The sequence below is a fragment of the Jeotgalibacillus proteolyticus genome (genome assembly GCF_002926065.1).
Taxonomy (GTDB): Bacteria; Bacillota; Bacilli; order Bacillales; family Jeotgalibacillaceae; genus Jeotgalibacillus; species Jeotgalibacillus proteolyticus.
This window is the reverse complement of record NZ_PREZ01000009.1, coordinates 76356-101290: the sequence shown is the minus strand read 5'-3', so window position 1 is coordinate 101290 and position 24935 is coordinate 76356. Positions and strand designations below refer to the sequence as shown.

General features: G+C 35.8%; 25 protein-coding genes. 8 read left to right on the top strand and 17 right to left on the bottom strand.

Translation table 11 applies throughout. The features are described 5' to 3' along the window. Positions 1-623: 623 nt before the first annotated feature. The 5 genes from C4B60_RS19535 to C4B60_RS19515 all read right to left on the bottom strand — a co-directional run bounded on the left by C4B60_RS19535 (position 624) and on the right by C4B60_RS19515 (position 4631). Entirely contained in the window at positions 624-989 is a 366-nt protein-coding gene (locus C4B60_RS19535; protein WP_104059644.1) for a DUF5388 domain-containing protein, read from the bottom strand. Further along, positions 982-1812: a ParA family protein gene (locus tag C4B60_RS19530; RefSeq protein ID WP_104059643.1), complete on the bottom strand. Its 831-nt coding sequence runs from the start codon at positions 1810-1812 to the stop codon at positions 982-984. The genes C4B60_RS19535 and C4B60_RS19530 overlap by 8 nt, the downstream gene beginning before the upstream one ends. Positions 1813-2249: 437 nt before the next feature. After that, positions 2250-2921 carry a hypothetical protein gene (locus C4B60_RS19525; RefSeq protein WP_104059642.1) on the bottom strand — a complete coding sequence of 224 codons (672 nt, stop codon included), beginning with the start codon at positions 2919-2921 and terminating at the stop codon, positions 2250-2252. A gap of 18 nt (positions 2922-2939) precedes the next feature. Further along, on the bottom strand, positions 2940-3926 hold the full coding sequence (locus tag C4B60_RS19520; RefSeq protein WP_167578709.1) for a Kiwa anti-phage protein KwaB-like domain-containing protein: 987 nt from the start codon (positions 3924-3926) through the stop codon (positions 2940-2942). Between the two features lie 213 nt (positions 3927-4139). Further along, positions 4140-4631, bottom strand: coding sequence for a hypothetical protein (locus tag C4B60_RS19515; RefSeq protein ID WP_104059640.1), 492 nt, complete (start codon positions 4629-4631; stop codon positions 4140-4142). Between the two features lie 401 nt (positions 4632-5032). Here C4B60_RS19515 and C4B60_RS19510 point away from each other — a divergent pair, with 401 nt between their 5' ends. The 3 genes from C4B60_RS19510 to C4B60_RS19500 all read left to right on the top strand — a co-directional run bounded on the left by C4B60_RS19510 (position 5033) and on the right by C4B60_RS19500 (position 7048). Then, complete coding sequence (locus tag C4B60_RS19510) at positions 5033-5827, top strand: ParA family protein (RefSeq protein WP_245154055.1); 795 nt, start codon at positions 5033-5035, stop codon at positions 5825-5827. Then, positions 5799-6230 (top strand): CopG family ribbon-helix-helix protein, encoded by a 432-nt coding sequence (locus C4B60_RS19505; protein ID WP_104059638.1) that lies wholly within the window; start codon positions 5799-5801, stop codon positions 6228-6230. The genes C4B60_RS19510 and C4B60_RS19505 overlap by 29 nt, the downstream gene beginning before the upstream one ends. 251 nt (positions 6231-6481) lie before the next feature. After that, positions 6482-7048 (top strand): MerR family transcriptional regulator, encoded by a 567-nt coding sequence (locus C4B60_RS19500; RefSeq protein ID WP_104059637.1) that lies wholly within the window; start codon positions 6482-6484, stop codon positions 7046-7048. A 188-nt stretch (positions 7049-7236) separates the two neighbouring features. On the opposite strand, the gene C4B60_RS19495 is transcribed toward C4B60_RS19500, so the two are convergent. The 4 genes from C4B60_RS19495 to C4B60_RS19480 form a co-directional block, all read right to left on the bottom strand. Then, positions 7237-7458 carry a hypothetical protein gene (locus tag C4B60_RS19495; protein ID WP_104059636.1) on the bottom strand — a complete coding sequence of 74 codons (222 nt, stop codon included), beginning with the start codon at positions 7456-7458 and terminating at the stop codon, positions 7237-7239. Beyond that, positions 7458-8219 (bottom strand): hypothetical protein, encoded by a 762-nt coding sequence (locus tag C4B60_RS19490; RefSeq protein WP_104059635.1) that lies wholly within the window; start codon positions 8217-8219, stop codon positions 7458-7460. The genes C4B60_RS19495 and C4B60_RS19490 overlap by 1 nt, the downstream gene beginning before the upstream one ends. 24 nt (positions 8220-8243) lie before the next feature. Then, positions 8244-8639 carry a DUF6075 family protein gene (locus C4B60_RS19485; protein WP_104059634.1) on the bottom strand — a complete coding sequence of 132 codons (396 nt, stop codon included), beginning with the start codon at positions 8637-8639 and terminating at the stop codon, positions 8244-8246. Between the two features lie 213 nt (positions 8640-8852). Continuing rightward, entirely contained in the window at positions 8853-9233 is a 381-nt protein-coding gene (locus tag C4B60_RS19480) for a hypothetical protein (protein WP_104059633.1), read from the bottom strand. A 311-nt stretch (positions 9234-9544) separates the two neighbouring features. Between C4B60_RS19480 and C4B60_RS19475 the strand changes: the two genes are divergently transcribed. Continuing rightward, positions 9545-10345, top strand: a complete 801-nt coding sequence (locus C4B60_RS19475) for a DUF2935 domain-containing protein (RefSeq protein ID WP_104059632.1) — start codon at positions 9545-9547, stop codon at positions 10343-10345. Positions 10346-11122: 777 nt separating this feature from the next. Here C4B60_RS19475 and C4B60_RS19465 read toward each other — a convergent pair. From C4B60_RS19465 to C4B60_RS19430, 7 genes are all read right to left on the bottom strand, one after another. Further along, a complete protein-coding gene (locus C4B60_RS19465) occupies positions 11123-12430 on the bottom strand; it encodes a hemolysin family protein (protein ID WP_104059630.1) in 1308 nt (435 codons plus the stop codon). Positions 12431-12505: 75 nt separating this feature from the next. After that, the gene (locus C4B60_RS19460) at positions 12506-13816 is read right to left on the bottom strand and encodes a hemolysin family protein (RefSeq protein ID WP_104059629.1); all 1311 of its coding nucleotides are present in this window, start codon (positions 13814-13816) and stop codon (positions 12506-12508) included. A gap of 38 nt (positions 13817-13854) precedes the next feature. Continuing rightward, positions 13855-14262, bottom strand: coding sequence for a MerR family transcriptional regulator (locus C4B60_RS19455; protein ID WP_104059628.1), 408 nt, complete (start codon positions 14260-14262; stop codon positions 13855-13857). A gap of 281 nt (positions 14263-14543) precedes the next feature. Next, the gene (locus C4B60_RS19450) at positions 14544-15545 is read right to left on the bottom strand and encodes a sodium:calcium antiporter (RefSeq protein ID WP_104059627.1); all 1002 of its coding nucleotides are present in this window, start codon (positions 15543-15545) and stop codon (positions 14544-14546) included. 70 nt (positions 15546-15615) lie between these two features. Further along, the gene (locus C4B60_RS19445; RefSeq protein WP_104059626.1) at positions 15616-16938 is read right to left on the bottom strand and encodes a hemolysin family protein; all 1323 of its coding nucleotides are present in this window, start codon (positions 16936-16938) and stop codon (positions 15616-15618) included. Between the two features lie 423 nt (positions 16939-17361). Continuing rightward, complete coding sequence (locus tag C4B60_RS19440) at positions 17362-17826, bottom strand: JAB domain-containing protein (protein WP_104059625.1); 465 nt, start codon at positions 17824-17826, stop codon at positions 17362-17364. A gap of 977 nt (positions 17827-18803) precedes the next feature. After that, positions 18804-19145, bottom strand: a complete 342-nt coding sequence (locus C4B60_RS19430) for an AbrB/MazE/SpoVT family DNA-binding domain-containing protein (protein WP_245154061.1) — start codon at positions 19143-19145, stop codon at positions 18804-18806. A 426-nt stretch (positions 19146-19571) separates the two neighbouring features. On the opposite strand from C4B60_RS19430, the gene C4B60_RS19425 reads away from it, so the two are divergent. The 4 genes from C4B60_RS19425 to C4B60_RS19410 all read left to right on the top strand — a co-directional run bounded on the left by C4B60_RS19425 (position 19572) and on the right by C4B60_RS19410 (position 23481). Continuing rightward, positions 19572-19763, top strand: a complete 192-nt coding sequence (locus C4B60_RS19425) for a hypothetical protein (RefSeq protein ID WP_104059700.1) — start codon at positions 19572-19574, stop codon at positions 19761-19763. 633 nt (positions 19764-20396) lie between these two features. Continuing rightward, the gene (locus tag C4B60_RS19420; RefSeq protein ID WP_104059699.1) at positions 20397-20672 is read left to right on the top strand and encodes a hypothetical protein; all 276 of its coding nucleotides are present in this window, start codon (positions 20397-20399) and stop codon (positions 20670-20672) included. Positions 20673-20959: 287 nt separating this feature from the next. Continuing rightward, positions 20960-22387: an alkaline phosphatase family protein gene (locus C4B60_RS19415; protein WP_245154060.1), complete on the top strand. Its 1428-nt coding sequence runs from the start codon at positions 20960-20962 to the stop codon at positions 22385-22387. Between the two features lie 878 nt (positions 22388-23265). Then, on the top strand, positions 23266-23481 hold the full coding sequence (locus C4B60_RS19410; RefSeq protein WP_104059697.1) for a hypothetical protein: 216 nt from the start codon (positions 23266-23268) through the stop codon (positions 23479-23481). Here the strand turns inward: C4B60_RS19410 and C4B60_RS19405 are convergent. Beyond that, positions 23478-23747, bottom strand: coding sequence for an AbrB/MazE/SpoVT family DNA-binding domain-containing protein (locus tag C4B60_RS19405; protein ID WP_104059696.1), 270 nt, complete (start codon positions 23745-23747; stop codon positions 23478-23480). The genes C4B60_RS19410 and C4B60_RS19405 overlap by 4 nt on opposite strands. Positions 23748-24935: the final 1188 nt, after the last annotated feature.

Genomic DNA, 24935 nt, shown 5'->3' with positions numbered 1-24935 from the left:
AAGAGAGTGTTGTTGACAGCAACACTCTTTTTTTTGTTTTTTTAGAATTTATAATTACTCTTGTTTTCTATTAACGATAATTATGTACAGATTTTATAACCTATTAAGCTTCAAGAGCTTCCAGTCTCATATATGATTTGTTGACCTTTTTCAGCTGGGTTGATTACGATGAAATACTAATACTTTCCATCCAGCTGCTTGTGCCCCCAAGTATAAAGAAGGAAATACCGCATTACAATAGGGTTTGCCGTCCATTCAAAAAGCTGTAGATTTGTAGATCAGTCTACAAGTAGATTTGTAGATTTGTAGACTAATATACTTGTAGACTGGTCTACATGTAGATTAATAATAACCATTACAATAAATATTTTCAATCTCTCTTACTCTATTAATTATTGATATAACAGCATTTCAGGAGAAAATAAATTACGTGATTAATTACACATTGTAGATCAGTCTACATATAGACTGATCTACATGTAGACTTGTAGACTGATCTACATGTAGATTTGTAGACTGATCTACATGTAGATCAGTCTACAAGATTTCAAGAAAAGTTTTTAAATAGAAAAAACAGCCCAAAATTAAAACCTCGGGCTGTTACTGGGTGCTTAGAAGCAAGACTATTTTTTCCCGTTCTTTTTTAAATTATAAACATCTAAAATCAGTGAATATTGCTTTTTTTCATCTTTAGATAATATCGAGGATATGTATTCATCCATCAAAATATCAACGAGGTTATCGACATTATCAGCAACCCCAAGCACGACCAAAGCATTTAATTTGTCTTTATTCAATGTACTTACTCTTACAGTAGTGGTGGAATTTGCAGCTGCTTTCTTTCTGCCTGTTTCCCGGCCTTCTGAAGTCCCCTTCTGTTTAGAGGATGATTCCCTCACTTCTTCTTCTAAATTAAAAGTAGTCTTTGGTTGGATGGACGCACCGCGATCAAGTATCTGTTTTGATTTTTTTCTTAGCAAATCAGACATTTTTCTCATCTCCCACAGTAAGTTGTAGACGCTCTAAAAATTCCTTCGCTACGGCATCATAACTGGTGATGACTCGTTTATCATGCATATCGTCTTCTGTGATGCCTGTAATATCGAATCGCTTTAATCGCTCCATATTCTTTACAAGAGTCTTAAAAAGATTATGTTCTCCAAAGATTTCTTTGGCATTTTCCAGTGTGGCCACATCAACTGGAGCTCCGTTCTTTAAAAGAACCGGCAAGATCCCAAGGATGTCCATGTCTGCCTCATACTCATCAATTAAAGACTGCAAGTAGGTCGTAAATACTTCAGCACCTTGTAAGCTGCGTTCATGGGTTTGTAGCACCACAACCACAAAATCTGATGCATATAAAGCTGAATCCGTAATAATAGAAATAGTAGGAGGTACATCAATAAAAATAAAATCAAATTCGGCTTTTAGTGGCTCAATAAGGCTTGAGAAGTATTGAACACGGTCAATATCGTTAGGGAACTTTTTCTCTAAAAACTTAGGATAAAGGGCGAAGTCACTGAAGCTTGGTAATAGAAAAAGGTTGTCTTTTATCTCCGTTACGATAGAAGATAAATCTTCAGCTTGAATAGCAGCCATAAGTGTTTTCTCAAAACTAACAATATCATCAGATAGAATAGCCTTTGTTTTTAAATAGAGGCTGGTGGCATTTGCCTGTGGGTCCTGATCACTTAAAAGAACCTTGTAGCCCATCTTAGCTAAACTATAGGCAATCATGGTACTATTAGTTGTTTTTCCCGTCCCACCTTTGAAATTACCAAAGGTAACGACTGTACAAGAGTTATTTGCCATTGATATTCTCCTTTGACTTCATAAATTAAATTTTCAATTGTAGATTTGTAGATTTGTAGACAAATGAAAAAATGTTACTTTAAACGTATCATTTCTAATAAAGGATTGCCACCTTAAACAGAGAAATAACTCATTTTTTTTTAAATTTTTCGTATTTTAACCGTAATTCTAAACTCAATTAGACACAAATAATCCCTTGATAACAATACTCAAAGGGTTCTAACATATTTTAATACATATATGTTGACATATATTTTAATATCAACATTAATATTGTAATTAAAAGATAAGTTAATAAACGAAATATATAGATAAAATATAAAGATGAATTAAATTTTGTAAAATCTAAGTCTTATACAAGAGAAAGCCTTTTACAATTTGGATAAAATGAAAGGACACCTCAGTTGAGATGCCCTCTTGAACCCTATCTATAAAGATTAATCATTATCCATTTCATTATTTGTTAAGTAGTAAACATCATTAACTAGCCTCTCACCTCGAACTTTCCGATTAAATGTTATTTTATCCTTCATCATAATGAAAATTACATCTTTTCTGAGAGAACTGTCATTAGGCTCTTGTTCTTTCTCCCCTAAAGAAATAACTCCTTTAAAAACACTTCTTCCAGAAAAAAAGAGTAGAGGACAAACACTTATTGCATCTGTTTTCACATAGATTGCGATAACAAAGAATATTATTATTAATGATACGGCTAAGTTAATCACTGATGAGTGGTCAAGAGACACCAAGGGAATAAGTAATGTTAGCAAAAAGAAAGAATAATCATTTGCACTTAACCTCTCTGCCTTTCTTATATACATGTCCTGACCATCTTCTCCTGCCCTTATTCTATCTTCAAACCCAGACATAAACCATTTAATGGTGTACTTATAGCTAAAATAAGTATAAATTATTGTTGCAATAATAAAATAAACTTCTGCACTCAAATAACTCACAAAGATACTATTCTTATTTACCCAAGTTTGATTTACCAACCACTCGTCGAGCCCGAAGTATTTATTACCTGCAATAAATCTAAAGACCATTACAATGACTAGTGGAGAATAAGTTATTATCCATAATATAGCTTGCTGAAATTTACTCCACATAGTCTAAATACCCCTTTTTTAATTAGTTTGAGATTTGAATTTTTTTGTAAGAAACGACTCTACGATCTTATCAGAGAAAAAATGAAGTAACGGTGTTACTTCATGATCCGGATTAAATCTTACCTTCTGATTTTCGACATCAATGTGTTCATAAAGTGGCCAGAGTGAACTGTATCTCTCAAGATATTCTTCTCTATCTGGCTCATTTTCAGGTATATCACTTTTAATCATATTTAATTCTTCACACCTTTCTTCAAAACTTTCCTCTAAGGCGTCTAATGTTTCTTTTTTAATTGAAGCTAAACCTCTAGAAAGAATATACTGGCTAGAGGTTTCTTTAAACTTGGTTGTGTTTGACCCGTCATCAAAAAAGCTCATATTAGTAATAGTTTCTAAGTTATTATCCCGCTGCCTTTTAATATGATCATCATAATTAAAAGTATATTCTAGTGTTCTTGGATTCAGAATGTACATCATTTCTTCGTGAATAAAGAGTTCAATCTTACCTCCAAACTCGATGACATTTTTGTCTTGAATAACCAACTGCTCTCTGTCTCTTACTGTCGGGAGTTTACTGACATTTCTTCGTTCCATTGCAGAAATTTTTACACCTCGATAAAAAATAAAATAGGCGTGTTCGGTGTCTTTTGAGATTTTAACCACTTGAAACTTTGCATCTTTATCTAAAAATGTGCTGTTACTGTGATTTAAAGCTTGAAGTAGTTTTGCAAGTTTATCCTTTAAATCTTCATCATCCTCTATAACTAATTTAGCAATATAATCAGCCTTTGTTAATTCATGATTATATTCTGCGGTATAAAACTTTTTGCCTTCTGCGCTGTCAATCTTTATGTTATTCAATTCTTTCTTTATTCTCTTTTTTAACCATATTCTCAAGTCAGGATCTAATATCTCTTTTTTTGCAAAATATAGATCATCACTTTGGGTTGCCTTAGAAACTAGATACACCTGCAAGTCTAAAGTATCCAGCTCTTCATCTGACATCATACTTATTCTATTAATAAAATTCCCGTTGCTATTCAAACCCAAAAAAACTCACTTCCCTTCAGGAGTATATAAAGTGCTAATTTCGACAGAACTATTCTATTTAACCTTGTTTTTCAAAAGTTTATATACATTAATTCTCTTCCAATAAAATTATCTTTTTCCAATTTCTAATACCTGATTCTAAAGTTAAAGTTGAATTAAAATCCCATGTTAACAGATTATTTGAAAACTTCTAATATCCTCTATACATCTTACTATCGCTAGCTTATCTTTTTTAGGATTCTTCTTAGGAGTTCCTTTTAATAAAAATTCCCTTTTAAAACTTACTTCTTTAGAACTGGCTAATGCTTTTTGTAAGACTTCCTTATCCCAATTTTTATGTTCAAAGATTTGTTCGAAAATTTCATTGAAAACCCTTAGAAACTCCTTTCTTTTTTGTTCATCCTCAGTAATAGATAAAAATACATAGGGGTCATAAGGAACGTCGATGTCCCAAAATCCATCAACAACATCATGATAAAAAATAGATTTTATATTTTTTCTACAATCAATATTAATTTGTTTAATATTTTCTTTAGATTTGCCCTTGAAGAGAAAAAAAGAAAATACAGCAGTTGCTGCTGAGAATTGTGATTCAAAATCATCATCAATATTATCTCTTTTTTTTCTGGGCCTAGTTTCATCATAGAACCTTATATCCAATTTTATCTCCCCTTTAAATATCTATATAAATTTGGCTCGAGGAAAATGTTTGAGCGTTCTTATTAGATTTAGTCAAAAACCCTCTATCCTTGCCATAATATTGTTATTTGATTACACCTGCTATAGGTTTTGGTTATTCCATTAAACTGTCGCTTAAGTTTAACATTAATTCCCTTTATTCAGAAAATAAAAATTTCCTTCCTCATTAGAAGAAATGCTCTTTTGACTATAAAATTAGTCGTAAAGTTAATATATATATTAAAATATATGATGACATATATTTTAATGTTAGTATTAAAGACAATAATAAAAGGGTTATCTTTATTAATTACATTTATATAGTAATGATACGAGTAGTAGCATCATATACATTACTATATACGTTGAAAGGGGTGTCAAGATTGACAGCAACAATAGTGACATTTGGGATCAGTAAAGGCGGTTGTTCAAAATCTACTAGCAGCGGCATTACATCATACCTCTTAAGCCAAGAAGAAAGGGTTCTGGCTATTGATATGGATGGCCAAGGAAACCTTACAAGCTTTTTAACCGGAGAATACGACATATGCAATGTATTTGAAGAAAAAACGGTTTTAGAAGCAATTATTGAAGGCGACGCAAGACCATATATCATTCGGATCCAAGAGAATCTTGACTTAATTCCTTCTAATGATTTTCTCGCCACGTTGCCAAGACATATGTACTCAAAAGGATTAAAGCTTAACGCTCTCCAGAAGACATTAGAACCTGTAATGAAGGACTATGATTGGATCATTATCGATACACCGCCATCTCTTTCAGAACAAACCATTCTGCCCCTCAGTACATATTCTGAAGGCGGAAGCCATGTAGTAATTATGTTCGACGGGTCCATGTTTGCGTATTATGCCATTCCTAAATTTATTGAAATGGTTGAAGGAGCAAAAGAACGATATAACCCTAACTTAAATACTGCAGGTATTTTATTCTCTTTGATAGATTCAAGAGCTAAGGAAAATGAAGTGATGCTAGAGTCCATCGAGGAAGATCACCCTAACTTAAAATTTGATACCATTATTAAAAGAAAAGCGTCTACCAGACGGTTACCGATTGCAGGATTTGATGGAAATCCAGAATTAAAAAATGCCTTAGAATATTACATTCCGTTTGTAAAGGAGCTGAAAGAACGTGTCGAACAAAAACAACCTCAAGGATAAAATTAAAAAACCGAATGCCCCTCAAGCGTTCTTTAATTCATATGATACGAAAGAAAACGTAAATGACAGCAACAATAATAATAATAATGAAACGATTGATGAAATAAATGTTAAAGATAATAATACAAACAACAATAAAAACATTGAAATTAACAATAACAAAACATATGTCAATGACAACGATGTTGTTGATGACAATGATTATTTAAGAGAATTAGCTGCTGGAAAAAAAGCAATAAAAAAGAAACCCAAAAAAGTTTTTACGTCCTTTTATATGGACCCAGATTTAGCTGCTGAAGTAGATAAGATAGCAGCTAGGGGAGAAAAGGGTGATAAATCAAGACTGATTAACCAGGGTATAAGAAGTTTGTTAGAGGAGTATGGAGTAATCAATAAGAGCTAATTACAAAAGCTGAAGTAAATTTATTAACCTTAATTTAAAACTCCACATAGGTGGAGTTTTTTTGCTTATGTATCAAAAATAGACAAATGAAGTCAAAGGATATTTTAAATTGAACACCGAACTTTTAACATAAGAGTGGAACCTACATGAATACCTGATTGGTTCTTGTCACACACCCACGCAACAAGTTATTCTTAGCGTAATGTTTTCACACATAAGTTAACACTTATCTTGAAAGGGTGCATGTAAACATGAACGTAATTGAAAACCAATGTACTGAAAACCTGAATGAAAACATAAGTGATCTTCGCTTAACAGTTAAAGAAGCTGCTCAACACATAGAAGAGAGTCCGGGCGTAGTACGAAATTGGATGCGCGAATTAAAAACACATATCCCTACGATTATTGGAGAAAACGGATACCACTATTTTGATAAGATTGCTTTAGAAAGGTTACGGTTAATTAAGCAATTAAACCGGGTCCAAAATTATTCTTTAAAACAAATTGAATATTATTTAGCTACTGGCGGAGAAAAAACGAAGCCAGAACCAAAACAAGAAATATCTCTATTGATATTGGACGACTTAAAAGAAATAAAAAGGCAGCTTGATCTCCAGAAGGACTTTAATGAAGTATTGATCCAGCAATTAAAAAAACAACAATTGCATATGGATAGTCAACAAAAGTTTCTTACTGAAATGATTGAAAAAAGAGACGAACAATTACTCATGGTTATAAAAGAGAAACAAACAAAACAAGAAAATATTCCTGAAGAAGATGTTCCCAAAAAGAAAGGGTTTTTTTCTTGGTTCAAATAATCGTATATTAATTTGATAAAACATACTTTAAACCTAAAAATAAAGGAAAAAAAAGACAAAAATTAAATAAGAAAAAGCTCACTTATATCAAGTAGCTTTTCCTCATTTGATTATTTTTCACATAGCAACCTATATAATTTTAATGTTCTTCTATTTACTTTAAATTTCCCGGTTATCTATAAGTACTTTTATCCTTTTTCAATGTTATTAGCAAATGGATAATCAACTTCGTACCCATATTCCTTTATATGGGGAACACCTTTTGAATTTTCAATGACTGTATTTAAACACTTCCTGCAGTAGTAATTAGGATGTCGGTCTGGATCGAACCGATCAACACCCCATTTTACTCGGGCTACGTATTCTTTATAATCTCTTCTAGCGCAATAATCACATTGATGCAGTTCCATTAGGACCCTTCTCCTTTAATCGTGTACTGCTGCAGCTGTTCTTTTAAAACATCCTCACCAAAACGACTCTTATAATCATCTAAAGCATGCTTCAATCGAACTTCCGCAATCAATTTTCGTGCATCTGAATTTGATAACTTTTCAATGAGCTGCTCGATCACATCTCGCATTAACGACGTTCTGGTCACGGCTTTTGTTCCAATTTCACTTACCTTTTGATCAAGCTTATCAAAGGCTTCAGCTGCAATACTAATTCTCATTGCTTCCGGTTCTACAGGCTTATCGAATAGGATAGGATTTTGTTTTCGTGGTTGATAATCCTCTAAGATAAATCGTTCTATCATAGCGTTTCGATCCCGGAAGGGGATAAACTTCTCAATGAGCTCCCGTGTCCCACGTTCAAAGTAAAAACTCGAATGACGCATCACGCGATCTTTAGGGAGCCCCTGCGATTGAAGGGATAGCTTCTGAATTAGTTGGGTTAAAATATGAGACATAAGTGTGGATCGATTCGCTTTACACCCATGTTTTTGAATATGTTTGACCAGTTCATTGACACGTTCATCCGTAAATTCATCAAAGTGAAAAGGGAGTGGTTTGAGTCCTTGCCGGTCACCTATGTTTATATCACGTAAGTCCTCCGGTAATTGGTATTCATTTAAAATATAATTTCGAAGAATCCGTGATTGTAAAGAAGCATCGACTAACGCTTTATACTGTTCAACTTGTCCTGGCACTAAAGAAAAAGAAACTCGTTTCATAAAAACGCTCCTATTGGTAATGGATTAAGAATAAAGCTTTTCCTCCGTTTCCTCATAAGGAGAAGGGAGACCATAACGACGAATCAAAAGAGCATTCATGGCTAAAGCCATTCTCTGTTCGTCTAAAGACATAAAATCCAGTGGTTCAACTGATACGTTATTATTAAACAAATGAACACCAAGCTTGGCCAATACATTTATGCCTGAACTAAAATCTTGTTCCTCAAATAATTCCGTTGAAGATAAGGTGCAATCCTGCTTGTTAAAGTAAGGAATCATCTTATTAAACAGCTCATCATCACCCGTCATAACAAAGACAAGGGAGAGATATTCTTTATCCCTGCGTGTATGAATCGGCATGGTTTCCCTAATCTCCTGAAACCGTTCTTGATGTTCCCGATTCAAAAATGAAAAATTCATTTTCATCCCCTCCTGATTTTATTTTATACCATGTAGACACTAATAACTATTAAACAAGACTCCGGTGATCAGGCCGGAGCAAAAAGTAACATACAATACCCAAGCACAAAGGTATTTACGTAAAGTATACCCGACTGCTCCATTGATTAAAAGGCTTACTGTCCGACAGTATCCTTTTCTTTTCGCTACTGTTGAATCATCATCGGCTTGTTTTTATCCTTCTTGATGGATTCCAAATATGGCCAAATAATGTTCCGTAATCCTTGTTGGCACATAACCAAGGCGTAGCTTAAGGATATTTTCTACGACAAACATTTTTCGGGAAATGCGTTCATACTCTTCTCCTGAAAACTGTTCAGATTCCTTAAAATCAGATGTTGAAAGATTGGTCCTTGCTTTGTAAAAGGTATTCATTAATTCATACATAGCCGTTCTTTCTGCCCGTACAGACTTTAAAAGGGAGAGCAATTCAAACGTTGAAAGAATCATTAATTCCGGTGTGGTCTTATCAAGATACGATTCCAGTACAAATTCTTTCACTCTGACAGCAATTCGTTCATGATTACGCTGCGCAATATTAGCTGGCACACGCATTACGCAAAAATCACAATGAAAAATTTTGTCCCTGGGTTTCTAACTCGCATCCACAATACGGACATGTACAAAAAGAAGGATCCATCTAAACACTCCTTTTTCCATAAGATGCACATATAGAAGCTACCTTACAATTGAATGAGCTTTTTAAATTTTTCTTTTATTATACCATATAGACACTAAAATAAATACCTCTAACCTTATGTATGATGTAATCAGCTGTTCATCGAAGATGAAATGAAAAATAAGAATAATAATACAGTTTGAAAATATATTGAGAAAGGAGAAAACTTCAGCAGGGAGGGTATAAATTGGCTGACCCGATTGTAGCCAGATCCTTGGATGAAATTAAATTCTGGTCCAGGATCATGAAAGAGCATGCCTTATTTTTAAGCTTGGGGTTTACATACGAACAGACACAATTAATTGATGAGGCAAAACAATTTATCTCTTTGTTTGAAAAAATTGAAGAAAGGTTAGACCGATTTACAGTAAATTCAGATCTACGCCAGGTTCAAGCCTTTAATTCCGAAGTTTACCAAGCTGCAGTGGCAATATGGTCTTATAAGCGAAAGGTATTAGGTTTAACGTTGCACTGCGAGATTCGCACGAACAATTTTCCATTATTAGTAGATCATATAAGCAGAGAAGCAGCTTACTTTGCTAATCGATTAAAAGAACTAAACGAAGGGAAGTTAGCACCAACGCCAGATGCTGTCATTCAAGAAAATGTATTCTTCTTAAGGATTATGGCTGATCATGCTAAGTTTATTGGACATCTTTTAGATCCTTCCGAGAGAAGGTTAGTAGATCAGGCGAGAGAATTTAGTCATGATTTTGATCAACTTCTTTTTCAAGCAATTGATTTAGATTCAATGCGGCCACAATCTGAAACGATCCCTCTTCAAAGTCAATTTCTAAACCAAAACAAAGTTTCGGTTGCTTCACTAAGGGATTTTAAGAAGACAGCAAGGGATCTTATTGAAGCATGCAGAATTAAAAGTAACATTCATCCACTCTTGGCAGATCATACTTTCAGAGAAGCTGAACGATTTTTGGAAATCATTGATTTATTTGAAGCCAGTCTCACAGGCCAGCAAAGGGAAACATAAAAAATTATCCCAGCGCAGGGTGTATATGAAGGAGCAAAACAATAATGTCCCTACGAACAATTTGTGTTCGTGGGGGCATTCTTGTTTACTCAGCCGAGCTTGCTCCTACACCTTGTAGTAACTACTTCCATCCTCTTCTATGATCATTTGCCTTTACTCCTCTTGTTTTAGTTGTTAACCTTTTTCCTTACGAAGCGATTAAGCCCCGAAAAGGGACAATCTTTGCCCTTTTTGCAAGGAGAACGAAAAGACAAGAATAGCTCCGTCTTACAATTTGGAAGGAAAAAGGGCAACTATTCTTTAAAAGCAGCTGTCAGGCTGGTTCCGATTGGGTTTGATGGGCTTGAACTTGTTGCTTTCGGCTCGTGGAGGATGGGCCGAAGGCAAGGGATCAGGAACCTACGGCCTGTAGGCGCAAGCCGTACAGACCGTGGTTATCGAGCCATTTAATGCCCCAGCGACACTTACGGCATGACAAAAAGCGGTCTTTTCTTTTTGATCAGACCGTTAGTGCTGCCGTCCTGGAACAGGATTGAAAGAGAAAGATTTATTTTCTTATATTTTTGAAATATCTGTTGCTGGTAACGGGGAGGACCCTATTTAAATTTAATTTAATTTCTACTACTTCTCGATTAACTTCTTGCAGCTTCTGGAGGGAATTTTGCGGCGGAATTAGAAGAAAAAGCGGAAAAAACTTTAGGTTTTTAAAACAGTTGAGCAATCAGGCGAAAAATAAAAAACTACCAGGAGGAGTCTGCTACTGGTAGTCTTAAAATTTTATTTTTTTTCAGGCAATAACTCTAATAAGACTTTCAGAACCTGATAGTTTTCTATCTCTAAAACAGTCAGCAGGTAGGAGTTATGCTTAATTGTAAAAGCAGGAGAATTTTCTTCATTAAAACGCTGAATATAACCGCCAACCGTATCTACATCGTCACGATTTTCAAATGTAACATTAAACTGCTCCTCAAGTTCATCCAGTAAAACACGTCCTTGAAGGTGATAGGTTGTTTCATTTATTTTTTGGATTTCTGCCAGTTCGTCACCATCAAACTCATCCCTGATATCTCCAACAATTTCCTCTAAAATATCTTCCATCGTTACAAGACCGGCAGTCCCTCCAAAATCATCGATTACTAAAGCGATGGGTACTCTTTCAGTCTGCATTTTCAGAAGGACTTCCTTAACTGAGGTACTTTCATGAATGACAATCAAATCGTGAGTTATCTCTGTTACGTTACTTTGAACACCATTTGCGAATCGAAGTAGCATTTCTTTCACATTCACAAATCCAATGGTGCGATCTTTATCTTTTTTTTCAGTAACAGGATAACGTGTATATTGATGTTCGTCAAAGATCCTAATAATCTCATCACGACCCATATCTTGATCAATTGTGATCATTTGAATGCGGGGGACCATAATATCCTTCACATCGCGGTCATCAAATGTGAATATATTATTTAGATACAAGAGTTCATTCTGATTAATTTCTCCCCCCTTGAAGCTTTCACTCATGATAATCTTCAGCTCTTCTTCCGAATGCGCCTGTTCATGGCCTGCAGGCTGCACCCCAAAAGCTCGCAATAATAATCGGGCAGACCCATTAAGTGTCCAAATTAATGGATACATCAGCTTACCAAACCAGTAAAGAGGACGTGCTAATAATAAGGTCATTTTTTCTGCATATTGAATCGCCAGTGTCTTAGGAGCAAGTTCTCCGACTACAACGTGTAGAAAGGTTACAAAAGAAAAAGCGATAATAAATGATAATGGTGCAGAAATAGAAGAAGGGACATCAAACTGATCAAAGACTGGATATAAAATGCGCTCAACGGTAGGTTTTCCTAACCAGCCGAGTCCCAAGGCTGTTACGGTGATCCCAAGCTGACAGGCAGACAAATAATAGTCTAGGTCATGGATTAATTTTTTAGCAATGACAGCTGTTTTATTGCCTTCTGAAATTAATTGATCGATTCGAGACATCCTTACCTTTACCACCGCAAACTCTGAACCTACAAAAAAAGCTGTTAAAAAAATCAATAATACAAGCAAACTTAAATTCAAAATGATTATGGGATCCAATACTCACCCTCAAAAACGAGGGATTCACCTCCGAGAAATTTTTAGTCTCTTTAACTGTCTTTTTGCATTTACAGTTTAATGATTTTCTTTTGCAGGCAGATCAAGCTGAATCTGAATAATTTGATGGTTATCCATTTCTAAGAGCGTAAAGAGATGACCGTCAGTTTCAATAGAATCATTCGGCATTGCTTCAGTGTTTTGTAGTTGGAACCATCCGCCAATGGTGTCTACATTTTCGCTATTTGCAAATGTTAGTCCAAATTGTTCTGTAAGATCCTCGAGCAGAACCCTTCCTTTTAAAAGGTATCTTCTTTTGCTTACAGTCTCAATATCGGGTGTTTCATCTGTATCGAACTCATCTCGTATTTCTCCAACGATTTCTTCTAAGATATCCTCCATAGTTAGAAGGCCAGCTGTTCCCCCGTATTCGTCAATCACCAAAGCCACATGAACTCGCTCGGTTTGCATTTTTAATAAGGCGTTTTGTAAAGTAGTGGTCTCATGAATTAGCACTAATTCATGCATGCTGTCTTCCAGCGTTCTATTTCGACCAACTGCGTAATTAATCAACATTTCTTTTACGTTGGCAAATCCAATAATATGATCTTTGTCACCAGCTTCTGTTACAGGGTATCGTGTATAGGGATGACTATTAATGATCTCTAGAACTTCGGTTTGGGTCATTGTTTTCATCAGGGTAACCATTTGGGTGCGAGGTACCATAATGTCTTTTGCCACTCGCTCATCAAAAGCAAAGATGTTCTCCATATAGGAGAGCTCGGTTTGGTTGATTTCACCACTCTCAAAACTTTGTACCATAATAATTTTTAATTCTTCTTCTGAATGAGCTTGTTCATGGCCAACTGGTCGAACACCAAGAGTCCGCAGCAAAATACGAGCTGAACCATTTAATGTCCATATAAATGGATACATTATTTTCCCGAACCAATATAGAGGACCTGCTAGCAAAAGGGTCATTTTTTCAGCAAATTGAATTGCTAATGATTTGGGAGCAAGTTCTCCAATTACTACATGAAGAAAAGTTACGATGGAAAAGGCTAATGCGAATGAAATAATCGCTGCCGCAGAACTTGGGATATCAAAATTTTCAAAAAACGGATGTAATATTTTTTCGACAGTCGGTTCCCCTAACCAACCAAGTCCAAGTGCTGTCACTGTAATCCCAAGCTGACAGGCCGAAAGGTAATAGTCCAAATCGGTAATGAGCTTTTTAGCGACGATCGCTTTTTTATTTCCTTCATCGATTAACTGGTCAATGCGTGAAAGTCGAACTTTAACAACAGCAAACTCTGAACCTACGAAAAAAGCTGTTAATGCGATTAAAATGGCGACCAAGGCCAAGTTTAAAAGTAATATACTATCCAATAGATTCCCTCATAGTGAGGGATTCACCTCCGCGAGAATTATAATAACGTTAAAAGTTGCGTGATAACAGCGAGTTTGTTGGATAAATCTTGATAAATTCGTGCTTTTTCTTCTTTGGGTTTATGTTTCATTGTTTCTTCAAGGGAAACCATTTTCTTTTGAAGTTTATTAATTTCCTCTCGAACCTCGTTGAGGAGAGGCTCATGGTTTTCATCATACGGCAATTGTAATGATGCAGAAATTTCATCAAGAGACATTCGCTGTTTTTTTAAAAGCCGTATGCGCTCAAGTGTATGGAGGACACTTTCATCATAAAGACGATAGTTAGATGGTGAGCGTTCAAATGATAATAAACCACATTGTGTGTAATAATCAATCGTACGTGAAGACAACCCACTTAGCTTAGCGACTTGACCTATCTTTAGCAGCTCCTTCCCAAGGGGCATACCTCCTTTAATATTTGTACTCTAAATATATCATGGTTTTTACAAAACTATACAGTATAACGTGACGATATAGTGTTTTAAATGTGTCAAATTAATTAATGTGACGAATTTTAGTGAAAGGTCTGAATGAGGAAGCAGCACAAAACCTTGGGAACGAAGCACACAGGACGCGTTGCATAGATAATAACAGAGCGAAAAGATATAAACGTATATCTTTGGATCAAACATGTTTAAAATCTAAAAAGCTCCTGTTTTTGCAGGAGCTTTTTAGAGTGGAAAGATCAACTGTTCACAAAAATTAAATAAGAAGTGACAAAATAAATGACTGTAATTAAGAGGGAGGGCATCATGTAGGTAAAAGAAGATGCTGCTTTTTTCATCAGAACAGCCAAAATCATAATTACTGAAAGAATAGTTACACCGATTGCGGTCGTTAAGTGAGACTCTGAGACCGTTGTGATAATGGCACCTTCCCTATAGATCAGGTCAGATCCTGCAAGGATAAGCATATTGAAAATATTACTGCCGAGAATCGATCCCATTGCTAGGTTAATATTTTTCAAACGCAGGGCAACGAGTACAGACACTGCTTCAGGAAGTGAGGTCGTAGCAGCTACCAGGAAACTTCCTATAAAACTTGAACCAAGCCCTGTGATGACGGCAATCTGATCGCCCATGATGGACAGCACTGTACCTGCCCCCATGATGACGATTGCTGCAATGATAAATCCGATCACTGCGTGTTTAACAGATAACGCAGACTCTACGGACTCTTTAGGTGTCATGATGTGGTCATCTGTCTGCGGTGCTACCTGATCAGTTTTTGATAATCGCCCAATAATCAGAATCCCTGCGCCATAAATAACGACAATCAACAGAGAATCGATCCCCAGACCAAGAATGGTATAGTCAATCCGGAGTGTTAAAGCTACCATAACAAGCAGTGTGAGCAGCAAGCCAAGTCCTGCGGTGTATAGATGATCATTGCTTGCCTGTAAAAAAAGCTTTTTCTTTCTGTAGTAAAGGTCAAAGCAGGCAAGAATAAATATGTTAAATAAGTTTGATCCGAGCACGTTTCCAATTGCAATATCATTGTTTCCGATTAAAACTGCGGAAAGGCTGGTTGTTACTTCCGGCAAGGAGGTCGCGCCTGCTAGTAAAAGCGTTCCCACGAGCAAGCCGCCCATAGCTGTTTTTGTACTGATAACATCTGCATAGGCTGAAAGCTTCATCGCTGCATAGACAGTCACAACTGCAGCCAGAATAAACCAGATAAATGCCATATGTATTTACCTCTTTTCGTATGGATGGAAAATCAACAAAGGCTGCTTAAAAACAGCAGCCTAATTTACATTATTCTTCAGGCTCGGAGTCTTCAGACTGATTGACAAGGATCTTCACCCGTTCGATTCTGTTCTCGGATACTTCAAGTACATTAAACACAACGTTTTTATACGGAACAAAAGGCTTGTCCAATTCATTTGGGATATAGCCAAGCTCATGAATAATAAAACCGCTGACTGTGTCAAGCTCCCCTGATGGCAGGCTGACCTTAATTGCTTCTTCTAGCTCCCAAAGCCTAACCGTTCCCCGGGTAATATACACACCTGGTTCCAGTTCGACAATTTCCTGCTCAGGCAAAGTTTCCAGGCTTTCACTTGAGATCTCTCCTACAATCTCTTCAATAACATCTTCAATTGTAATAATCCCTTCCGTGCCGCCATATTCATCAATCACAATCGCGATATGCATGTTACTTTTTTGCATCGAAGCAAACAGCACATCAATGGGCTGCGATTCTAATACAAAAAACGGTTTTCTAATAACATCTTTTAAATCGAAAGGCTCGCCATTTCCAATGTACTGGAAAAGGTCTTTCGAATGTAAAACTCCTTTTATATTATCAATTGTCTCTTCATAAACAGGAAAGTGTGTAAAGCGTTTTTCTTTTATTAATGAAAGTACATCTTCAAAGGTTGCATCAATCGGGAGAGCAGATATATCTCTGCGATGAGTAATAATATCTGTTGCGATGGTATCGTTAAATTCAAAAATATTATTAATCATGATCTTTTCCTCAAGATTAATGGTGCCTCTTTCACGCCCGACGTCTACAAGCATTCTGATATCTTCCTCAGTAGCCTCTTCACTTTTTGCATTCGGATCAACACCGAATAGGCGGACGACTGCATTAGTAGACATGGTCAGAATAAAGATAATCGGTGCACTGATTTTCGCCAGTACAGAAAGGGGCGTAGCTGCAATGTTAGAAATGGCTTCAGCTTTTTGAAGTGCAAGCTGTTTTGGCACAAGCTCCCCAAAAACCAGTGTAAAGTATGACAGGATAATGGTGATGGTAATGACTGAAACGGTGTTCAGCACACCAAATGACAACGGAACGCCCCAATTAACCAATGTTTCAGCGAGCGGACCCGCGAAAAAATCTGCAGCGAATGCACTGGATAAGAACCCTGCAAGCGTAATGCCAATTTGAATCGTACTCAGAAAAAGGCTTGGCTGTGAAATGAGTTTGTATAGCGTTTGAGCTTTTGCATCTCCATTATCTGCAGCCCGCTTCACTTTGTTGTCATTCAGGTTTACCAAAGCAAGCTCTGAAGCAGCAAAAAAAGCATTGATCAGAATTAGTACAACGAGCGTTACAAGCGCAATCGTCAAAGGAATTACCCTCCATCATTTATATTTATAGAGATAACATGTTCTTGTTTTGGTTCAATGACTAACTTATTTCTTAATAATCCCACTTCAAAATCTGGAAAGCAATAAATAACATTGGAAAGCAATAAAGCATCTTAGGGCTTCCTATCCATTTTTATTTAAAATATAAACCCAGTTATAATATGACTGAGTGTTTACATTGGCTATGAATTAATGCACTAGAGAAGCATTTGTTAAAGCAGATACTTTCTTTACATATTTTAAAAGCTGCATAAGCAGCGGTCTTGCAGGCTCGATGCCTGCTTAATAATCAGGAAAAGCGAATGCTTTTCTTCCCTTCGTCGGGATCACCAGCTGCTCCTTTCAGCTGATGGTCCCTTTTCTTTTCTTTAAACAAGAGGGATTTCTCCCTCCTGCCCGTTTTTAAAAGATATAGCCTAATTCCCTCATACTTGAATATTGCCCTGTATGGGTGACGACTACATGATCTAAAAGATCAATTCCCAAAAGCTCACAAGATTCATAAAGCCTTTTGGTAGCTGAAATATCTTCAGCGCTTGGCTGACTGTTTCCTGAAGGATGGTTATGGCTGACGGCTATAGAGGCTCCATTATTTAAAATGGCAGCTTTTAGTACATCTCTTGGGTGAACAATGCTGGCGTTAATGGAGCCTATATGCGCTCGGTGCAAAGCAATAATTTGATTTTTAGTGTTGAGTACGATTACAAGAAAGACTTCTCGGTCATCGTCTGCGATATGAGCGGAAGCTACTTTGTTTACATCCTCTGGAGAGCGAACAGGAAAATTTTCAAACGGTGCGTTCGTTTCCTTTACTACCTGCTTAATTTTTACTACTTCAAAAATTGGTGTTAGTTTCGGATTCTCCACTTTTAAAACTCCTTTATAATTGGGATTTTGTATGTTACCCGTTGAATGATCAGTTCAACGCTTCTTTCTTTTCTTCACCTCCTTTCATTTTTATTCCGTTTAGACACTATTTAAAAGATTTAGGTGTTTGAGTATTTTCTCTTTTCGTTTGCTTCTTTGCCTTCCGAAGCGATTCATTCCTGAAAAGGATGATTTTTGCCCTCTTTGCAAGGAGAACGAAAGACGAGCATAGGCAGGCGGTCAAGGGATTAGCACAAAAAGTTTTTGCTTCCTCTTGGAGGATAAATAAAGCAAAAAGTTTTTTGCCCCTTGACCGCCCGCCTAGGGCTCTTCGTTTGTAGCCGGAAAGGTTCGGGTGTCCTACCGGCTAGAAACGTAGAGCCCTTGCTCCGTCTTACGATTCGGAAGGCAAAAGGGCAAATGTTCTTTAATAGCAGCCTTCAGGCTGCTTTCCGATTGGGTTTAAAACGTTGTATTGACGCTTTTCGGCTCGTGGGGGATGGGCCGAAGGCAAAGGGATCAGGAACCTACGGTCTGTAGGCGCAAGCCGTACAGCCCGTGGTTATCGAGCCCTTTAATGCCCCAGCGACAATTACGGCATGACAAAAAGCGGTCTTTGCTTTTTGCTCAGACCGTTCGTGCTGCCGCCAAGTTAAGGGTATTACAAATAGGGGCATTTTATTTTTGGGCTTTAAGATATTCTCCTTTTTCCAGTAAACGATAAAAATAATTTGAATCCCATTCTTCCGGAAGATCTTCTAATACTGCTTTTTGAAAAACATGTAACGTCTCAGAACAAATTTCCAGCCGATAAAAGGGACCTGTTCCATTTATCGGCTAGAATACGGTAAATCAATACTCTTCTCAGGGTGCGATTGGATGTATATGCAAAAAAGGTATTATGTATAAGAAATGATTATAGGATTCGCCATATAACAAAGACTTTAAAAACAACTGTTGTTCGAAAAGTCTTAAATTTAAAAACGTTTTCTTATTTCTTCAAGTAGTATGCTAACCCCTGTTGGACTCAAAATAACATCATCAGATAATTTAAGGTTTTTCTCTGACTCTTCACCAGTAATAATGCAGGTATGTATAGGTTCGTATTTCTTGAGAATAATTAAATCCTTTTCATTATAGAGTTCCACCGGATCTTTTACTTCAACATTAATTGCTCTTCTTAATTCACTAGGGATTGTTATTCTTCCTATTGGATCAATTTTTTTTACTACACTTGTGCTTTTCAATAAATTAATACTCCCTTCTCCTATTGCTTCGGTTTCTAATGACATTGACTTTTTTATTTTATCTTTCCCCATTTCTACTTCAGCAACTATTAAAAGTCTTTCTAACGATAAGGTCCTTAAAAAGTGGAAATAACAATAGAATTCCTAGTCTCCAGAGGGATACAGCTCTTTTGATAATTTTAATACTTTTTCGTACATTCTGATACTTTTTATTTAATTTTTAACAAATTTTTTATAAAGCTGCGTATAGGATCGAGGCTGCAGTAATGTATTTAGTAGAGAAATATATGTCAACAACAACAATGTTGCTATTGTTAACATTCAAATTAATATTAATCACCTCAATTAAAGATCCCGAGGCCAAAAGAAAAGATACAAAGGTAAGCTCCCACCAAAATAATTGAAGCATAATTATATCCATATCCATAAAAATTCAAGGTACATACTTTAAAGGGAAACGGTAACAATAATAGCAGAGAGAAAGGAGGTTACTATTTCATGAATAAAAAGTGGCTTACGATGTTCACGGGTTTATTGTTATCAGCGGCACTAGTCGGATGTAACAACGACACTGATGATGCAAATGATGCGGAGAGAAACGTTCAAGAGTTTGAGGAAGAAGTTGAAGAACCATTCGAGGATCCAGACAATGATGGAGTAGATGAAAATGATCTAAATCCTGAGGATTAGAAACGATACCCAAAGCATTTATCCCAGAAATTCTCCCATCCATAGTTTATGGGAGATTTTTTTATGTAAATATCAAATACCTTCTGAGTTAATATTCGTTCGATCTTGCCGTTAAACCTAAAGGTTTAAATATTGAATCTCTTAAAAACAAAGAGGATTCATCTTAAGTAAGGTTGCCCGGAATCTGACTAGACCAATCTCATATATTCCTTAAAGTTAAAATCCCCTGAGTAAATCCCAGGGGTGTACCGAGGTACAAGGAGAGGCTTGACTAGGTTTGCCGAACGTTAGAAAAAGTCCAGCCAACTTATTAATTCCCTGAAATAATCTTTCTAATAACTTAATTATACCTATTAGTATAATAAGCACTTCAGCCATTACAATTAAAAGCAAAGTTCACTACTCAAGTTATAAAGATGGTTCTTACTCAATCATTTCATAACTAATTTAGCTCATTTTTACTAATGCATAAATTTTTATGGAGTGTATTACCAACTATTCGCCGTATATAGGATCGTAGACCAGAGGTCATTTTATTTTACGTTACAAAAAAATAACAATAATCTCCAGTATAATCAGACCTTGCTTCAACATACTAAAAATGCTCTTAAAAATAGTGAGGAGGGGTACGTTATGAATAAACGAAATGGTGTCTTCGGCTCAATGTTGTCTCTTGGTGCAGTAGGGGCAGCTATTTTTGGAGTAACAAGAGGGTTGCGCAACGGAACTTTCCAGCCGATGCTTAATAACATTAAATCAATGTTTGGGGGTACAGCAGCTCAAAAAGCGCCTAACGCTGTACAAGGTATGATGAGTGAACAAGGAATGATGAACGAAGCAGGATTACAAAAAACCCCAAATTCGGTTCAAGGCATGATGAAGAAGCAAAATAACAACTCTCAACAATAGCCATTTAAAAAGAAAATCCCCGTTAAGACAAGTAAAAACTTATAGACAGGACCCGCATCAAGGTCTTGCTATGAGCTTTTATTTGTTATGAAGTATTCTCTTTCTTTTTTAACCCATACTACTAAGATTGAATGTAAAGGGTGATTTTTATGGTGCGTAAAATCCTGTTATCAGTCGTAATTTTTATATCGATGATCGTTTTAATATGCTGGTATTTTTTACTAACTCCTGCAAAAGACTTAGATAACATCCTTATTAATAAAACGGATAAGCCCGTAATATTATTCGTGATCGATTCGTTAATGGATGAGCCATTGCAAAAAACAATTAATGAAGGAAAAGCGCCGGCGCTCAAATTTTTACTAGAACATGGACAGTACCATTCAGACGTGGTCAGCTCTTATCCTACAATGTCTGTGACAATAGACAGCACTTTGCTGACGGGTACGTATGCCGATAAGCATAAAATCCCCGGACTCAGCTGGTTTAAAAAAGATGAAAACCGATTAGTTATATATGGAGGCGGATTTAGTGAAATATGGAATGCCGGGTTTAGTGAAGTCGCTCATAATAGTTTAATCCAGTTAAATCACTCTCATTTAAATCCATTCACACCCACTATTTACGAGGAATTGACGAAAAGTGACATTCAATCCGCTTCTATAAATGGTCTGGTCTATCGAGGTGAACATATACACTCTTTGACGATTCCAAAGCTTATATCAGGGGTGAATGTACTATCGAGTAATGTTGAAATAAACGGCCCAGATGTCCTTTCCTTAGGAAGCCTTTCACAAATTAACCCGAAAAATGATCGATTTGCGAATGCCTGGCAAGGTCTTGGAATGAATGATCAATTCACGACAAATGAGGTGAACTATCTTTTGCAACAAGATAAGTTGCCTGCTTTTACTCTTGCCTATTTCCCGAATCTGGATCGTCCAGTTCATAAACATGGTGTAAAAGAGCGAAAAGAAATTGAGGAAGTGGATAAGCAAATTCAAACAATTTTAAATACGTATTCTTCATGGGATGATGCGATTGATAAAGCTATATGGATTGTGCATGGAGACAGCGGACAATCTGATGTGATTGATAACCGTGATGAGGCCTTGATTGATTTAAATTCACTATTGAATGAGTATACTTTTTGGGATTTTGATAACCCCGCCAGCAAAGAGCTTGCTTTAGCAGTCAATGAAAGGATGGCATACATTTATATACAAGCTGAAACCATTGAAGCAGCAGATATTATATCTGAATTAAAAAAAGAATCCAGAATTGGTTTTATTGCATGGAAAGTTAATAAAATTGCCCATGTAATGTCCACAGATTCTGATGAAATTCTCACCTTCTCACCTCATGGTTCTTATAAGGATAAATATAAACAATCGTGGTCAATAAATGGAAATCCAGCCGTTTTGGATTTAACGGTAAACAACCAAAATGAAATTATGTATGATGAGTATCCAGATGCTCTTTCAAGGCTTTATGGAGCTCTTTATTCTCACAATGATCAGTTTATAATCGTGGATGCAAAACCTGGATATGAATTTATTGGCACACATAGTCCTAACCATGTAGGAGGAGGGGCTCACGGGTCTTTGCACAAATTGGATTCTTTAGTACCTCTTATCATCGCAGGAACAGAAAAAACACCTGAAAATAATCGGTTGGTGGATTTTAAAAAATGGCTTATAGAATTAACAAAATAATAAATCGAATTAGCCCAGACCCCTATAGAAAGAGGAGGTCTGAGCTAATGTTTTGAAGCGAAAAACCATCAAATCTCCGATTGGGTGCGGGAACACAATTGACAAGGAGCCATCAATAAAAAGCACCATCTACTTAAAAGAAATGGGCTATATTTAAATAACCCTTCAACTTTTTTATACTAAAACTCCATCAAGCTAAGTACATCATTTCAATTTTACCTTTGGGAAAGAATAAAAACAAATCAGGAAATACTATAAGTAGGCGTAACTGACGGTATTCGTACATATGAGCGAAGAATTACTACCTAGACTTGCCACCCAACATGTTGTAAACCAAAACCTATGATTTCCTTCAGCAAGATGATATTGAAGGTGCGAGGACCGTTTCAATTAACATTAAACAAGGTGAAAACAAAATCGCTATGTACACGGTTCAAAGAGATGCATTTGTTCCAAATGATGAAGAACCGCTGTCTGATGTAGTCATGGCTGCCTCTGATAGGTAAATACTTTCGTAGCAAACTCCCCATTGTGTAAAAGACACAAATTTAACGTCAAAATAATTTTCTAAAGAAAATTATTTTGACGCCTTTAAGGCTTCTAGGATTGGAGGCAGAAACCAATTATTTTAATGACAGGTATACGCATTCTTTTGGGGGAGGTAAAAGAAGCATAACCTTATTATTTGCGATTTCCCAAAAAGCATACCGTCTATTCTTCAAATTATAATTAAATTATGTTAAAATATATTAACAATTCCTTTCATTAGGAATTGTTCCGACCTACCCAGGTGTTACCCACTCCTGGGCTTTTTTTTTTGCTACCTTTGCAGCCTTTTACTCATATACAATATGATCAAATGTATTGGATGTGATTAAATGGACATAAAAAGCTATTTAAGCGTATTTACTTCTGTTGGCAGTACCTTAAAAGAGATGAGCCAAAACCAAAATTATACATTTAAACAAAAGAAAGAAATAATGTCTAATTGCTTAACCAAATTAGAGAAGGCGAGCCCACCTTTGGCGTTTGAAATGGAGCAACAACAAAGAATTACCGAACATACTGTTGTTCGAAAGCGCCTTAGGATTTAAAAACGTTCTCTTATTTCTTCAAGTATTATGCTAGCCCCTTTTGGACTCAAAATAACATCATCAGATATTTTAAGGTTTTTCTCTGACTCTTCACCAGTAATAATGCAGGTATGTATAGGTTCGTATTTCTTGAGAATAATTATATCCTTTTCAGTATAAAGTTCCACCGGATCTTTTAATTCAACATCAATTGCTCTTCTCAATTTACTAGGGATTGTTATTCTCCCTATTGGATCAATTTTTTTTACTACACCTGTGCTTTTCAATAAATCAAAACTCCTTTCTTCTTTTGCTTAATGAATATCTTTCCCCATTTTTACTTTATCAACTATTAAGGGATACAGCCCTTTTGATAATTTTAATACTTTTACGTCTTTTATGATACTTTTTCTTTAATTTTTAATAGATTTTTTATTATAAAGCAACCTATAGGCTCGATGCTGCAGTAATTTGTTTAGAAGTAAAACATATGTTAACAACAACAATATTGTTATTGTTAAACTAATATTAACCACCTCAACTAAAGATCCCGAGGCCAAAATTAGGAATAAAAAAAGGTGTAACGAATAAACCCTCTCTTCAATACTAAAAGGGGGCTCACACATATCTGAGGGAAGAGATTGCTGCAGGAAACATTGAGTGCTATCAGGAATCTATCCCTACTATCAAATATAACAATCCAATAACAAAAATAAATATGAATACAAAAAGTGATATGTAGATAAAAAATAATTTTAACATGGCTATACCACACCTCCAATAGTCATTATTTCCACACATCTTAATAAATAACTGATTTAATACTATTTTTATCAAAATTATTAGGCCAGTGTTTATTAGTAACATTCAGAAAACAGAAATTATCTCCTTGTACCAAACAGAAGGTAAGAGAGGGGCAGTAAATTTTGGGAACTATTGAAAAAGCGATAAAAAATTATTGTCGTGTTACTAAGTGTTTAATTTAGAGGAAAAATGAAAAAGAAGTATGAAAGAGACTAGAATAAGGAGATTTAGAATAGAACTAAAAAATTTATAAGAACCATATTGTTCTTGAATTAAAAAGAGGATCGAAGAAGAAAACTGGATTTTATCCATGATGGGTTCACTTACATTACCAGAAATTTGTTGTTCACTAGAAGGAAAACAATATAATGAAAAGCAAGCGAATATATAGTGAATCTATAATAGAAGGGGTCAGTAGATGGATCACTAATAATGAGAGTAATGTAAGTGTATTGAATAAAGCAAGAAAGCGACAAATTTTCGATGATGAGTAATAAAGTCCATGAAGGTCTAGAGAACACTTGGATTATCTCAATAATCGGTCTACTTTAAGAAATATTGATGACGAACAAGAGGTATACCATTACTTCAATGGAGTTAATGCATATGCTTTGGATTTAGGTCCTGTCTTGTGAAGCAGATAATGTCCTTTTTTCTTGATTGCTGCTTTA

Excerpts from the sequence above, each read along its gene's own strand:
- C4B60_RS19525 (WP_104059642.1), bottom strand. The coding sequence starts at position 2,921 with ATGTGGAGTAAATTTCAGCAAGCTATATTATGGATAATAACTTATTCT.
- C4B60_RS19520 (WP_167578709.1), bottom strand. The coding sequence starts at position 3,926 with ATGTCAGATGAAGAGCTGGATACTTTAGACTTGCAGGTGTATCTAGTT.
- C4B60_RS19480 (WP_104059633.1), bottom strand. The coding sequence starts at position 9,233 with ATGCGTGTGCCAGCTAATATTGCGCAGCGTAATCATGAACGAATTGCT.
- C4B60_RS19500 (WP_104059637.1), top strand. The coding sequence starts at position 6,482 with ATGAACGTAATTGAAAACCAATGTACTGAAAACCTGAATGAAAACATA.
- C4B60_RS19485 (WP_104059634.1), bottom strand. The coding sequence starts at position 8,639 with ATGAATTTTTCATTTTTGAATCGGGAACATCAAGAACGGTTTCAGGAG.
- C4B60_RS19535 (WP_104059644.1), bottom strand. The coding sequence starts at position 989 with ATGTCTGATTTGCTAAGAAAAAAATCAAAACAGATACTTGATCGCGGT.
- C4B60_RS19455 (WP_104059628.1), bottom strand. The coding sequence starts at position 14,262 with ATGCCCCTTGGGAAGGAGCTGCTAAAGATAGGTCAAGTCGCTAAGCTA.
- C4B60_RS19495 (WP_104059636.1), bottom strand. The coding sequence starts at position 7,458 with ATGGAACTGCATCAATGTGATTATTGCGCTAGAAGAGATTATAAAGAA.
- C4B60_RS19420 (WP_104059699.1), top strand. The coding sequence starts at position 20,397 with ATGAATAAACGAAATGGTGTCTTCGGCTCAATGTTGTCTCTTGGTGCA.
- C4B60_RS19425 (WP_104059700.1), top strand. The coding sequence starts at position 19,572 with ATGAATAAAAAGTGGCTTACGATGTTCACGGGTTTATTGTTATCAGCG.
- C4B60_RS19410 (WP_104059697.1), top strand. The coding sequence starts at position 23,266 with ATGGACATAAAAAGCTATTTAAGCGTATTTACTTCTGTTGGCAGTACC.
- C4B60_RS19430 (WP_245154061.1), bottom strand. The coding sequence starts at position 19,145 with ATGGGGAAAGATAAAATAAAAAAGTCAATGTCATTAGAAACCGAAGCA.
- C4B60_RS19490 (WP_104059635.1), bottom strand. The coding sequence starts at position 8,219 with ATGAAACGAGTTTCTTTTTCTTTAGTGCCAGGACAAGTTGAACAGTAT.
- C4B60_RS19530 (WP_104059643.1), bottom strand. The coding sequence starts at position 1,812 with ATGGCAAATAACTCTTGTACAGTCGTTACCTTTGGTAATTTCAAAGGT.
- C4B60_RS19450 (WP_104059627.1), bottom strand. The coding sequence starts at position 15,545 with ATGGCATTTATCTGGTTTATTCTGGCTGCAGTTGTGACTGTCTATGCA.